General features: G+C 76.9%; 6 protein-coding genes. All 6 read left to right on the forward strand.

The genetic code is table 11. From position 1 onward, the window contains the following. Positions 1-95 precede the first annotated feature (95 nt). Complete coding sequence (locus FH969_RS04075) at positions 96-1598, forward strand: FHA domain-containing protein (RefSeq protein WP_139986234.1); 1503 nt, start codon at positions 96-98, stop codon at positions 1596-1598. Beyond that, positions 1595-3043: a serine/threonine-protein kinase gene (locus FH969_RS04080; protein WP_139986235.1), complete on the forward strand. Its 1449-nt coding sequence runs from the start codon at positions 1595-1597 to the stop codon at positions 3041-3043. The genes FH969_RS04075 and FH969_RS04080 overlap by 4 nt, the downstream gene beginning before the upstream one ends. Further along, the gene (locus tag FH969_RS04085) at positions 3030-8981 is read left to right on the forward strand and encodes a fibronectin type III domain-containing protein (RefSeq protein WP_139986236.1); all 5952 of its coding nucleotides are present in this window, start codon (positions 3030-3032) and stop codon (positions 8979-8981) included. The genes FH969_RS04080 and FH969_RS04085 overlap by 14 nt, the downstream gene beginning before the upstream one ends. A gap of 121 nt (positions 8982-9102) precedes the next feature. Continuing rightward, the gene (locus tag FH969_RS04090; RefSeq protein WP_108718428.1) at positions 9103-10062 is read left to right on the forward strand and encodes an AAA family ATPase; all 960 of its coding nucleotides are present in this window, start codon (positions 9103-9105) and stop codon (positions 10060-10062) included. A 1-nt stretch (position 10063) separates the two neighbouring features. After that, positions 10064-11305, forward strand: coding sequence for a DUF58 domain-containing protein (locus tag FH969_RS04095; protein ID WP_139986237.1), 1242 nt, complete (start codon positions 10064-10066; stop codon positions 11303-11305). Positions 11306-11544: 239 nt separating this feature from the next. Next, positions 11545-14061, forward strand: a complete 2517-nt coding sequence (locus FH969_RS04100) for a transglutaminase-like domain-containing protein (protein WP_139986238.1) — start codon at positions 11545-11547, stop codon at positions 14059-14061. Positions 14062-14225: the final 164 nt, after the last annotated feature.

Genomic DNA, 14225 nt, shown 5'->3' on the forward strand with positions numbered 1-14225 from the left:
GTCGCCCGTGCCCGGCTCCGACACGTCCTCGCGACGGCCCGTGTCGCGGCGAAGGCCCGACCTCGGGCCCGGGATGGCGCGGGTTACGATTCACCGTGCGGTACCTGCAGGGGAGCGGCTTCGTGGTCGCGCGGGGGGGCGTGGTCGCCCTCCTGACTCCGCGCGCCCCCGAGGAGCTCGTCGCCGAGATCTGGGACCTCGCGGCCTCCGCCACCCGTCACACCGGCGTCCTCGGCGCGATTCTCGCCCGCGGCTTCGTCGCGGTCGGTGACTTCGCCGTCGCTGTCGCGCACGGTGACCAGCGCACGCTCGTCCTGCGCGGCGACGTCGGCGCCGTCGTGGGCGACGGCGAGGACATGGTCACGCTGACCGGTCGCGGGACCGACACCTGGCTCGAGCGGCAGGTCCCCGTGCACGCGACGGTGACGTTGTACGGCGGTTCGGCGCCGGCCGCGGGGGCCGGCCTGCCGCTCGTGGCGGGCGTCGTCCGCGCCCAGGGCGCGATGCTCGGACCGGCTGCCGGTGACGGCCCGACTCCGTCCGCGGCGGGGCGGGAGGCCGCCGAGGTGGCGTCCCTCGCGCCGGGGCACGGCTCGCCGTCGGTCTTCGCGCCGGGGCCCGCACCGCTGTCCACGCCCGCGCCGGTCCGCGTGCCGCACGCGCCGGCCGCCGCGTCCGATTCCGAGCTCGATGCGAGCCGTCGCCGGGAGCCGCAGGTCACGCCGGAGGCGGCGACCGACCCGTCACCCGCCGTCGCCCCTGCCGCGACCGGCGACGGCGACCTCGTCGACCGTGACCAGCACGGTCGGCCCGACCGCACAGGCGGGCGTCCGCCGGTCCCGCGACCGGACGGCCGGATCGCCGGCTCGTGGCGCAGCAAGCGGGCCGGCGCGCTGGACGGTGCGGCGACGGGCTCTGGAGCCGGCGCTGAGGCCGGCCCCGTGACGGGCCCCGAGGGCCGACGGTCGCAGCGGGCCCCGAGCACCGACGGGCTCCCCCTGGTCCTCACCGCCCAGGGTGCGGCAGGCGCCGCCGACGCCGCGGGCGCCATGCCGGGGACCCGGGTCGCGACGGCGGTGACCCGAGCCGAGCAGTCCGGGCAGCCCGAGCAGATCGGGCAGTCAGGGCAGGCTGGGCACCCCGCCTCGCCCTTCGCGGCGCCGGCGCCCGGCGCCGAGGAGGGCCCCGACGACGACACGCTGCTCGCCGCCGGCCTGCCCGCGCTCGCCTACGACCCGGCCTCGCTCGCGCCCCGCCAGTTCGCACTGCGCCTGGTGACCGGCGAGCGCGTCCCGCTGGACCGGTCGGTGCTCGTGGGCCGGGCGCCTCACCACGCCGCGACCGGTCCTGGCCGGACCCCGCCGCGCCTGCTCGTCGTGCCCAGCCCGAACGGCGACATCTCGCGCACCCACGCCCGGGTCGAGGTCGTCGACGGGAACGTCCTCGTGACCGACCTGGAGTCGACGAACGGCCTGCAGGTCAAGCACCGCTACCGCCCGCCCGTGCGCCCGCGCCCCGGCGTCCCGACCACCGTGGACGTCGGCAGCGTGATCGACCTCGGGGACGGGGTGCACCTGACCGTCGAGGTGCAGGCATGACGGCCCGCACGTCGGGCCCGCCGGCGATCGACGGGTACACCCCGATGGCGCTCGTGGGCCACGGCGGGCACGCCGACGTCTACACCTACCAGCAGCGCTCGCCCCGCCGCGTCGTCGCCGTCAAGGTCCTCGCCGCACCCGAGGGCGGGGCCGACACCGAGGCGCTCTCCGCCGCGCTCGAGGCCGAGGCCGACTACCTCGCCGAGCTCTCGCGCCACCCCTCGATCGTCACCGTGCACTCGGCCGGGGTCTCCGCCGACGGGCGGCCCTACATCGTCATGGAGTACTGCGCGCGGCCGGGCCTCGGCTCGGTGTACCGCCGCCAGCGACTCGGCGTGCCCGAGGTGCTGCGGATCGGCATCCGGCTCGCGTCGGCCGTGGAGACCGCGCACCGCGCGGGCGTGCTGCACCGCGACATCAAGCCCGCCAACGTGCTCGTGACCGACTTCGGCTGGCCCGCGCTCGCGGACTTCGGGATCGCCGGCGCCGTCGGGGCGGGCTCGGCCGCGGGCGTCTCCGTGCCCTGGGCGGCGCCCGAGGTGCTCGTGCGCGGCACCGCCGACGAGCGCTCGGACATCTACTCCCTCGGCGCGACGCTCTACGCCCTGCTCGCGCAGCGCTCGCCGTTCGAGGTGCCCGGCGCGGACAACGACCCGTACGAGCTCATGGCGCGCATCGAGCGCGGCAACCCGCCGCCGGTCGGCCGACCCGACGTGCCGCAGAGCCTCGAGTCGGTGCTGCACCGCGCGCTCGGCCCCGCGGCCGCGCGCTACCGCTCGGCCGCGGACCTCGGTCGTGCGCTGCAGCAGGTCGAGCTCGAGCTGTCGCTGCCCGTGACCGAGCTCGACCTGCCCGAGGTCCCCCAGCGCGGCGCCGCCTGGGTCGACCAGACCGGCACCTCGATCAACCCCGGCGAGGCGGCCCGGCAGGCCGGGCCGCTGCAGCCCTGGGACCCCACCCGGGTCCGGCCGATCGAGATCGCGGACGTCCCGGAGGCGGACCCGCGCGGAGGCCACGGCGACGGACGCGGCGCGGGGGAGGGCCGAAGCGCCCGGGTGATGCTCGCCGTCGTGCTCGTGCTGGTCGGCACCGTGGCCGCGGTGTGGCTGCTCTCCCGGCTGGGCTCCAGAGCCGACCCCACGCCCACGGCCCAGGCGACGTCCACGCTCGCGCTCGGCACCACCGCGCCGACGCCCACCGACCTCACGGCCACCCGGGTGCCCGGCGGCGTCGAGGTGACGTGGGTGAACCCCTCGCCGCGCACGGGCGACACCTACGCGTGGTCGCTCAGCGGCCCCGGCACCACCGGCGAGCGCACGATCGTCACGGAGCCGCGCGCCCTCGTGCCCGCCGAGGCGAGTGCCCCGGTGTGCGTCGACGTCGTGATCGTGCGCGCGGACGGCGCCGCCTCGATGAACCCGGGGAACGTCTGTGTCCAGGACTGACGCCGCGCACGGGACGCCGGGACGCGGCCCGCTGGCCCGGTGGTGGGACGCCGTGCGCCCGCGGGGCGGCCGGTCGGGCGGCCGGGCCGACGCGGGGCGCGACGCCCGTGCGGGCCAGGGCCGGGGACGGGCCGGCAACCGTGGTCAGCACCGCGGTGGCAGCGGGCCTGTCGACCCGCGCGCCGCGCGGCGCACCGCGGCCGTGGCGGTGCCGGTGCTGCTCGCCGTCGGCGCGCTCGCCTACCCCGGCCTCACGACCACCCAGGTGCAGGTGGACGACGGCGGGGTGTGGGTCACGAACGGCAGCCGGCTCGTCCTCGGCCGGTACAACGTCACGATCGACTCCCTCACCGGCGGCCTGCTCGCCACCAGCCCGCGCCTGGACGTGCTGCAGCAGGGCACCGACGTGCTGCTCCTCGAGCCCGGTCGGATCAGCGTCGTGGACCCCACGATGGTCGTGACCACCTCGCGCGTCGACGTGCCGCCCGACGCCGAGGTCGACCTGCAGGACCGCACGGTCCTGGTCACCGACCCCTCCACCGGCAACGCGTGGCTGCGTCCGCTGGAGACGCTCGCGACGCTCCGGGTCGACGCCGACGAGCCCGACCTCACCGTCGGGCTCGGCGGCGCCGTGGCGCTCGGTGTCGACGGCGTGGCGCGCGGCCTCACGGCCGACGGCGAGGAGGTCGAGGCGCACGTCGACGGCGAGGAGGTCGTCACCAGCCACGTCCGGGACCGTGACCGGGCCCCCGGTGGGTCGTGGAGCACCGCGACCGTCGTGGGGGAGGACCTCGTCGCGACCGACGGCGCCGTGCTGTCCACGCCGGACGGCGCCGTCCCGGTGCCGGCGGCGGGCGTGCTCCAGCGCTCCGGCGACGCGGCCGACGTCGTCGCGCTCGCCACCCGCACGTCCCTCGTCCAGGTGGACCTCTCCGGCGGGGACGTCACCGAGACCCCGACCGGCGGCTCCGGCACGCCCGCCGTCCCGGTGCGGGTGGGTGCGTGCCTGCACGCGGCGTGGGCGTCCGCGACCGGGAGCTACGCCGTCGACTGCGGCGACGGACCCGCGGTGAGCGACCTGGACGGGATGGACCCGCAGGTCGCGCCCGTGTTCCGGGTCAACCGCGGTCGCGTCGTGCTCAACGACGCGACCGGCGGCTTCCTCTGGGTCCCGCAGGAGTCGTCCGAGCGGCGCGAGCCCGCGTGGGACACCGTGCTCGACTCCGACTCCGGGCAGGTGAACGAGGAGCAGGAGCAGGTCGTCACGAACGAGCGCACCGCCTGCACCGAGGAGGAGTCCGACCCGCTCGCGACCGCCGACCAGTTCGGCGTGCGGGCCGGCGCCACCGCGATCCTGCCGGTGCTGGACAACGACTCCTCGCGCGCGTGCGGCGTGCTCGCCGTCGCGAGCCTCACGGTGCTGCCCGAGGACTTCGGCACCGTCGTGCCCGTGTACGACGGCCGGGCCCTTCAGGTCACCCTCGCGCCCGGCGCGACCGGGCAGCAGACCTTCCGCTACACCGTGAGCGACGGCCGCGCCACGACCACGCCCGCCGAGGCGGAAGTCACCGTGACCGTCCGCGGGCCCGACGAGCAGGGCGCGCCCGTCCAGGTGCGCACCGAGACGCTCACCGTGGAGCAGGGCGGCGAGGCGCGCTACGACCTGCTCGGTGACCTCCTCGACCCGGACGGCGACGACCTGCAGCTCCTGAGCGCGACGTCCGACGGCGACGCGAACGTCTCGATCGACCCCGACGGTCTGCTCACGGTGCGCCCCCAGGGCTCGGCCCTCGGTCGCCAGACGGTGACCGCGATGGTCAGCGACGGCGCGACGCCCGTCGAGGCGACGCTCGCCGTCGACGTCGTCGCCGCCGCGTCCGCGCCCCCGCGCCTCGGCCCGGTGCACGCCGCCACCGTGGCGGGCACCCCAGTCACGCTCGACCCGCTCGGGGCCGTGCTGTCGCGCGGTGCCGAGCCCGCGCGGCTCGCGAGCGTGGGCACGACGGCGGGCCTCACCGTCGACGCCGACCTCGCCGCGGGCACGTTCACCGTGACGGCGCAGGCGCCCGGCAGCTACGTCGTGCCGTTCGTCGTGGTCTCCGCCGGCCAGGAGGCGCGCGGGCTCGCGCGGATCGACGTCGTCGCGCAGGAGGACGCGCCGTCGGCCCTCGTCGCGACCCGCGACGTGCTCTACCTGCCGGCCACCGGCGAGGGCACGCTCGACCCGCTCGCCAACGACGTGCTGCCACCCGGCGTCCCCGGGTTCGTCCTCGACGTCACCGGCCCGTCCGACGGCGTGGTCGAGGCCTCCGTGCACGACCACCAGCTCGTCACGGTGCGCCGGATGCGGTCCTTCGACAAGCCGGTCGAGCTCACCTACACCCTGACCGACGGGGTGACGGCGACGACGGGGACGATCGCCGTCGTGCCCCTCCCGGCGCCTGCCCAGGTCGGGCCGCCCGTGGTTGACGACACCGCCGCGGACGTGCGCACCGGCGGCGTGGTCACGCTGCGCGTGCTCGACGGCGCCCGCGACCCCGACGGGGAGGCGCTCAGTCTCGTGCCGCAGATCGTCGAGCAGCCGGCGGCGGGCACGCTCTACGTGACGGGCGACGTCGTGCGCTACCAGGCGCCGGAGGAGCCCGGCACCTACCAGGGCAAGGTCGAGGTCGTCGACGCGAGCGGCAACCGGGTCGGTGCGCGCGTGCAGCTCTCGGTGCACGGGGCGGACGCCGACGCCAAGGCGCCCGCGCGTCCGCGCGACCTCGAGGTGCGGGTGTTCGCGGGCGAGAGCGTGCGCATCGACGTGCCGCTCGTGGGGATTGACGAGGACGGCGACGGCGTGATGCTGCAGGGTCCGGCGACGGCGCCGACGCTCGGGCGGATTACCGACGTCGGCAGCACCTGGCTGGAGTACGAGGCGCTGCCGGGGGAGACGGGCACCGACACGTTCCAGTACGCCGTCGAGGACTGGACCGGGCAGCGCGCCCGGGCGCAGATCCGGGTGGCCGTGGTGCCGCGGCCCGACCCGACGAACACCGTCACGGCCGTCGACGACCTCGTCTCGCTCCGCCCGGGCCAGACCGTGCGGGTCCCGGTGCTCGAGAACGACTCCGACGCCTCGGGCGAGGCGCTCGTCCTGGGCGACGCCCTCGAGCCGGACGGGGACGGGATCACCGCGACGGTCCAGGACGGGGCGATCGACGTCGTCGCCGGCTCGGCCGAGGGGGTGGTCAACGTCCTGTACACCGTCACCACCGCGACCGGTGGCTTCGCGCAGGCGCTGCTCGTCGTCGAGGTCCGTGCTGACGCGGCGCTCCTGCCGCCGGTCGCGGCCGACGTCGTGGTGCGACCCGCGGACACCATCGGCCTCACCGAGGCGGACGTCGACGTGCTGAGCGTGGCCCGCAACCCCTCCGGCCCCGTCTCGGATCTCACCGTGTCGCTCCCGGCCGGGTACGACGGCGTCGCGCGGGTCGCCGGGAACGGCGACGTCGTCGTCACGCTGGGCCCGACGACGCGCACCGTGCCGTACCTGCTCACCAGCGCGAGCGCTCCGGACACCGCCGGCATCGCGTTCATCACGGTGCCCGCGCTCGGCGACTTCCCGCCGGTGCTGCGCTCGCGGGCGCCGGCGCTGTCGGTGGTGTCGGGGGAGACGCTGACGTTCGACCTGTCCGACCAGGTCCGCGTCGCGCCCGGCAAGGAGCCGCAGGTCGCCGACTCCACGACGGTGCAGGCCACCCGCGCCGAGCCGGGCGCGGCGCTGGTCGTCGACGCCGACACCCTCACGTTCACGCCCCAGGCGGGCTACGCGGGTCCGGCGTCCGTGTCGGCCGAGGTCGCGGACGGACCGCTGGACGATCCCACCACCCGCGTCTCGCTCCTCACGTTCCCCGTCACGGTGCTCGCGGCCGAGGCCTACCCGCCCACGTTCACCGCGACGACGCTCGAGGTGGGTGCCGGCGACGCGGCCGTCTCCGTCGACCTGCTCAACCTGACCTCCTCCGTCGCCGACGGCACGGGGACGCCGCAGCGCTACTCCTACGCGCTCGACGGCGAGACCCCGCTGGGCTTCGACGTCACCCTCACCGGGTCGCGCCTCACCGCCTCGGCCGCCGCCGACGCGCCGGTCGGCACGCGCGGCTCGGTCGGGCTGGCCGTCTCCTACGGCGGCAGCGAGCCCGTGCTGGCCCGGGTCGAGCTGCGGGTGGTGCCGACGCGGCATCCGCTGCCGCGCGTCCTGGACCGGTCCGTCCCGGACGCCCGGGCGGGCCAGTCGCGCTCGGTCGACGTGCTCGCCGGCGCCTACAACCCCTTCCCCGAGACCCCGCTGCGCCTGGTCGGCGCGACCCTCGTCGCCGGGAGCGGCGACGTGGCCACGAGCGGGGAGTCCGTCGTCGTGACCCCCGAGGCCGGCCGCGCGCAGGTGATGACGATCCGCTTCCAGGCGATGGACGCGACGGGGGACGCGGCCCGGATCGCCGAGGGGACGCTCACGGTCACGGTGGTCGGCCCGCCCGACCCGCCGCCGGCTCCGAGCGCGGTGCCCGGCGACACGGTCGTGGACCTCACGTGGTCGCCGCCGGCCATGAACGGCTCGCCGATCTACGAGTACCAGGTCACCACGCAGCCGGGCGGGACGGTCACCGCCTGCCCCAGCACGGTGTGCCAGATCACCGGGCTCGTCAACAACACCGACTACACCTTCACCGTGATCGCGCTCAACGAGGTCGGCGCGTCCCCGCCGGGGGCGCCGTCCGCCCCGGTGCGCCCCGACGTCATCCCGGACGCGCCCGCGTCGGTTCAGGTGGTGCGGGGCGACGGCGCGCTGACCGTGAGCTGGGCCGCCGCCGTCACGCGCGGGTCGCCGGTGAGCTCCTACGTGGTCCAGCTCGAGCCCGGCGGCATCCGCGTCGAGGTGGCCGGCACCCTGCTCTCGCGCACGATCGACGGACTCGCCAACGGCACCGAGTACACCGCCACCGTGCAGGCCGTGAACGCCAAGGGCCCCGGGCCGGTGAGCGCGCCCGCTCGCGGGATCCCGGCCGGCGTGCCGCTCCCGCCCGGCCTGCCGACGGTGCCGAACGAGTACCGCCCGGACGGCAGCACGGCGCTCCAGGCGTCGTGGCCGGCCGCGAACGGCAACGGCGACGCGGTCACGCTCTACGAGGTGGAGGTCACCGGACCCGGGGGCACGCAGAACGCGACGGCGGCCTCGACGTCGTGGTCGATGGCCGGCGCCCAGCTCGGAGCGACCTACCAGATCCGGGTGCGCGCCCAGAACGGTGTGGGCTGGTCGGCGTGGGGTCCGCCGGCGACGGCGCGCGTGTGGACGGCGCCCGGCGCGCCCGGCGGCGTGCGGCTCGACGTCGGCGGCGGCGCCGAGCCCGGCCAGGGGTCGGTCACCGTCTCGTGGACCCCGCCCGGCGACGCCGGTGGCCAGGGCATCACGGTGGACCGCTACCGGCTCGACTGGGTCCAGTCGGGCGTCGCGCGCAGCACGGAGGTGGCCGGGACCTCGTACACGATCGGCTCCCTCGCGGGCGGGACGCAGGTCACCGCGTCGGTGACGGCGATCAGCTCGGTCGGTGCCACCGGGCCCGCGGCGAGCGCCGGCCCCGTCACGGCCGTGACCCGGCCGCAGGTCTACGAGCTGCGGGCGGAGCTCGGCTCGAACGGCCGGGTCACCGCGACCTGGCGGGTCAACGACGGCGGGTCGGGGATCACGGGGACCGAGGTGCGCCTCGACGGCGACCGCGGCGTCGTCGGCGTCGGGGACCTCACGTGGACCTCGCTGCTGCCGCTCACGCCCGGTGACCACGTGGTGCGCGTCGTCGTCGAGAACGCCCAGGGCGCCTCGGCGCCGGCCGAGGTCACCGTGCGCGTGCCGGAGCCGACGCCCGAGGCGACCCCGACCGCGAGTGCGACACCATGAGCACGCGCGGCCGGCGACCGCCGACCCAGCCCGCAGCACACGCACCGCACTCAGAGCACTCAGAGCACGCAGCGCACGCAGCGCAGACAGTCCAGGAGGACGCCCGGTGACCACGCCCCCCATGCCCGAGCAGGAGGCCACCGCGTTCGCGGCGACCTTCGACTCGATGGTGCTCAACGTCGGCCACGCCCTCCTGGGCAAGGAGCACGCGGTGCGCCTCGTGGTCGGCGCGCTCCTCGCGCGGGGTCACGTCCTGCTCGAGGACGCCCCCGGAACGGGCAAGACGTCCCTCGCACGGGCGCTCGCGGCGTCGGTCGACGGGAGCACGAGCCGGGTCCAGTTCACCCCCGACCTGCTGCCCTCCGACGTCACGGGCGTGTCGGTGTACGACCAGGCGCACGGCACGTTCGAGTTCCACCGCGGTCCGGTGTTCGCGTCGATCGTGCTCGCGGACGAGATCAACCGCGCGTCCCCGAAGACGCAGTCCGCGCTGCTGGAGGTGATGGAGGAGGGCCACATCACGGTCGACGGCGTGACCCACCCCGTGCCCGACGTCTTCATGGTCATCGCGACCCAGAACCCCATCGAGCAGGCCGGCACGTACCGCCTGCCGGAGGCTCAGCTCGACCGGTTCCTCGTCAAGCTCTCGCTCGGCTACCCCGACACCGAGGCCGCCCTGGACATCCTCGCCGGCTCGGCCGAGCGCGACCGCACCTCGCGGCTCACCCCCGTGGTCGGCACGGCGGACGTCGCCGCCATGTCGCGTGCGGCGTCGACCGTCTACGTGGACCGGGCGGTGCTGCGCTACGCCAACGGCCTCGTCGAGGCGACCCGCGCGGACCCGCGCTGCCGGCTCGGCTCCTCGGTGCGCGGCGGGCTCGCGCTCGTGCGGCTCGCCAAGGTGTGGGCGGCCTCGCAGGGGCGCAACTACGTGGTGCCCGACGACGTCAAGGAACTCGCCCTCCCGGTGCTCTCCCACCGCCTCGTGCTGGATCCCGACGCCGAGCTCACCGGCACCGACGCCGAGCAGGTCGTCGCGGACGTCCTGGCCGCGCAGCCGCCCCCCAACCCGGGCCTCTGAGATGGCCGGCGGGAGGCGCGCGCACCGTCGACCGGGCGCGCCCGCACCACGCCGGGCGACGCCCGCGTGGCTCGCGCGGCTCGCGCGCATCCGCGCGGGGGGCGGCTCGGTCACGCCGATCGGCTGGAGCGTGCTCGTCGTCGGGGTCGCGGCGCTGGTCGCCGGGCTGCTCGCGGACTGGGCCGAGCTGCTGGCGCTCGGCGCCTTCGCGCTCGTCGCGCTGCTCGTCGCGGGCGTCCAGGCGTGGGGCGCGTCGACGTACGACGTCGAGCTGGACCTGGCCGCTCGACGCGTCACCCAGGGCGAGCGCGTGCTGGGCCGGGTGCTCGTGCGCAACGCCGCGCGGCGCCGGCTGCTGCCCGCGCAGCTGGAGCTGCCCGTCGGCGGCAGCCTGGCGACGTTCCCCGTGCCCGCGCTCGGCCCCGGTGCGGTCGACGAGAACGTGTTCCGGATCCCGACCACGCGGCGCGCCGTGCTCACGGTGGGGCCGGCCGCGACGGTGCGCTCCGACGCCGCCGGGCTCGTGCGTCGCCGACGGACCTGGACACCCCCGATCGAGGTCATCGTGCACCCGCGCACGATCGCGCTCGGCCAGACCGCGAGCGGCCTGCTGCGCGACCTCGAGGGCGGCGCCACGCCGTCGCTCGCGGAGGTCAGCCTCGAGTTCCACGCGCTGCGCGAGTACGTCCCCGGTGACGACGTCCGGCGCATCCACTGGCGCTCGACGGCGCGGCTCGGCCAGGTGATGGTGCGTCAGGACGAGGACGTGCGGCGCACCCGCACCGCCGTCGTGCTCGCGACCGGGTCGGCCGGGTACGCGGGTGAGGAGGACCTCGAGCTCGCGGTCTCCGTCGCGGCGTCGTGGGTGGTCCAGGCGGTCCGCGAGGAGCGCGACGTCATCGCCCACGCGGGGCGTGCGATCCCGGTGGCGACGTCCGTGGCCGCGCTCGACGCGTTCTCCGCCGTCGAGGCGACGTCGGACGGGTTCGACGTCGCGGCCGCCACGGCGTGGGTGGCCCGGGAGGTCCCGGACGCGTCGATGGTCGTGCTCGTGATGGGGGCGCGCACGCGCGCCGCGCAGGTCCGGGCGGCGCTGAACGCGCTGCCGGTGGACGCCGTCGTCGTCGCCGTCTCGTGCGACGTGGGCGCCGAGGTCGAGGTCGCCACCGACGGGCACCAGACTCTCGCGCGGTGCGGCGACCTCGCTTCCCTGCCCGGCCTCGTCCGCGGGGCGCTGCCATGACCGGGCCGTCGGGGATCACGGGGGGCACGGCGCGCGTCGGCAGGACGGGGAGCGCACGGGCGGTGCGCCCGGTCGGGCGGCCCGGCGGCCCGGACGCGCCGCGGCCCGGCGGCCTGCGGCCGGACGGTGGGCGCCCGGGTAGCGGTCCCGCGGACGCCGGACGCGCCGATCATGGGCGCGCGGACGCCCCGGACGCGCGGCTCGCGGACGGGGCGCGCGGCTGGCCCCGGGTGGTCGCCGTGGCGCTGCTCGTGCTCGCCGTGCCGGCCGCGCTGCTGCCGCTGCTGCCCGTCGTCGACCCACCGGTCCTCGTCCGGGTGGGCGGCATCGGCGCCGTGCTCGGGGCGGCGTTCGCTCTGCTGACCACATGGCGCCGGTGGGGCGCGGCGCTCACCCTCGCCGCGCTCGTGGTGGGCTACCTCGGCGGGGGGATGATCGCCGTCGCGCCTCCCTGGCGAGCCGGCGGCTCGCTGGGCGCCTCGCTGATGGCGCTGCTCGGCGGGATCGTGACGTCCTGGAAGGACGCGCTGACGCTGACCCCGCCGATCGGGGAGGTACCGGGCGTGCTCGTCGCGCCGTGGCTGCTGAGCTTCGCGGGCACCGCGCTCGTCGTCGTGCTGGGCCTGCGGGGACGCGCGTGGGCGCCCGCGGCAGGGCTCGTCCCGCCCGTCGTGCTCCCGGCCGCGCTCGTGCTCGGGGACGCGCGGGCCGTGCTGCCGGCGGTGCTCGGGGTGGCGATCGGCGCCGTCGGGATCGTCGCGGCCGGGCTGCTGCGCGGCGCTCGGATGCAGCGGCCGGTGTCCCTCGCGGTGCTGCTGGTGATCCCGATCGTCGCGGGCCTCGCGACGCCGTGGGCGCTCGCGCCGCTGGACCGGCTCGTGGTGCGCGACCAGGTGGTCCCGCCGTTCGACCCCGCCACCTACGAGAGCCCGCTCGCGACGTTCCGCAAGTTCGTGAAGGCCGACGACGACGTCGAGCTCGAGATCTCCGGCGACACCGCCGCCGACGTGGCCGGGACGCGGCTGCGTACCGCGGTGATGGACTCCTACGACGGGGTGGTGTGGACGACGTCGGTGAGCAGCGGCACCGGCGGGCAGTCCTCGGGCGACTTCCGGCGCGTGGCCGGCGAGCGCGCGGTGGTCGGCGACCCGGTCGCGCTGGACGTCACCGTGCGCGGGCTGACCGGTGTGTGGCTGCCCACCGTGGGTTCGATGCGGAGCTTCGACGCGACGCCGGAGCTGCGCGACGCGCTGCGCTACAACGACGCCACGACGAGCGCCGTGCTGGTCGACGGCCTCAGCGAGGGTGACACCTACCGGATCGAGGCCGCCGTCGAGCCGGCGGTCGAGGACGCCGCGCTCGCCGACGTCGGCGTGGCGGACGTGGACCTCGGGCCGGTGACCGGCGTGCCCGAGGTGGTCGGGCTCGTGGCGCGCGAGTGGGTCGGCGCCGCGGACACGCCGATCGTGATGGCCCGCGCGCTCGAGCAGCGCCTCGCGGGCTCGAGCTACTACTCCGACGGCCTGACCGAGGGCACGCCCGCCGGGCACGGCGCGGACCGCATGACCACGCTCCTGGAGTCCGACCTCATGGTCGGCAACGGCGAGCAGTACGCGTCTGCCATGGCGCTCATGGCGCGCGAGCTGGGCCTGCCCGCGCGGGTCGTCATGGGGTTCGACGTGCCCGTCGACGGCGAGGCCGGGCCGGACGGGTCCTACCCGGTGCACGGCAGGGACGTGGACGCGTGGGTCGAGATCGCGTTCGACGGCGTGGGCTGGGTGCCCTTCTACCCGACCCCGGACAAGTCGCGCACCCCCGACACCTCCGAGGTGGTCACCGACCCGGAGAACCAGCCGCTCGTGACGCAGCCGCGGCCCACGCAGCCGCCGCCCACGCAGGCGCCGACGGCGGAGCCGAACGACGTGCGTCCGCAGGACCGGCCCGACCCCGAGCCCGAGGACGCGGGCGCGGGCTGGGTGTGGGCGGTCGCCGGCGCGACCGCAGGCGGTCTGCTGCTGCTCGCGGTGCCGTTCCTCGTGGTCGTGGCGGCCAAGGCGGCCCGCGCCCGGGCCCGCCGCAGCGATCCCGACCCGCGCCGCCGGGCGGCCGGAGCCTGGGCTGAGGTGGTGGCGCTCGCGACCGACGTGCGGCGCGCGCCCCCTCCCACCGCGACGCGCCGCGAGGCCGCCGCCGACCTCGGCGCGTTCGCGCTCGCCACTGCTGCCGCGCAGGAGGAGGCGTGGGTCGAGGCGGGGGCGGGTCGTGGGGCCTCTGTGCGTCGTGGGGCCAGGGCCGGTGCGGCCGGTGCCGTGGGTGCCGGGACCGCTGCGGGTGCCGGGACCGCTGCGGGTGCCGGGACCGCTGCGGGTGCTGGGACCGCTGCGGGTGCTGGCAGCGATCCGGGGGTCGGCACCGCGTGGGGACCGGGCGCGGCACCCGCGGATCCCTGGGCGGCACCAGCGGATCCGTGGGCCGCACCAGCGGATCCGTGGGCCGCACCCGCGGACCCCTGGACTGTCCCGCGTCCGCCCGCCGACGGTCCGGCCGCGCGCGCCGCGGCGACGGCCCATGCGCTCGACGTCGTCGCCGCCCGCGCCGACGCCGCGCAGTTCGGGCCCTCCGAGCCGACGCCCGAGCAGGGCGCCGAGGCCTGGCGCGCCGCGGGCGAGGTCCGCACGGGACTGCTCGGCCAGCTGAGCCGGTGGCAGCGGCTGCGCGCGCAGGTCTCGATCCGCTCGCTCCGCCGTCGCGGGTGACGTCACTCGTCTGAGGCGGCTGCGAGCGCCGCAGGCGCGCTCCACGTGGCCGCGGGGCGCGCCGTGTCCACGTCAGGCGCGCCACTGCTGCTCCTGGCGCGTGCCACGTGGCCACCGCCGTCGCCATGGCCACCGCACACGCGTGGTGGTGCCAGCGATCTGTG

It is taken from the genome of Miniimonas arenae, assembly GCF_006351005.1.
Lineage (GTDB): Bacteria > Actinomycetota > Actinomycetes > Actinomycetales > Beutenbergiaceae > Miniimonas > Miniimonas arenae.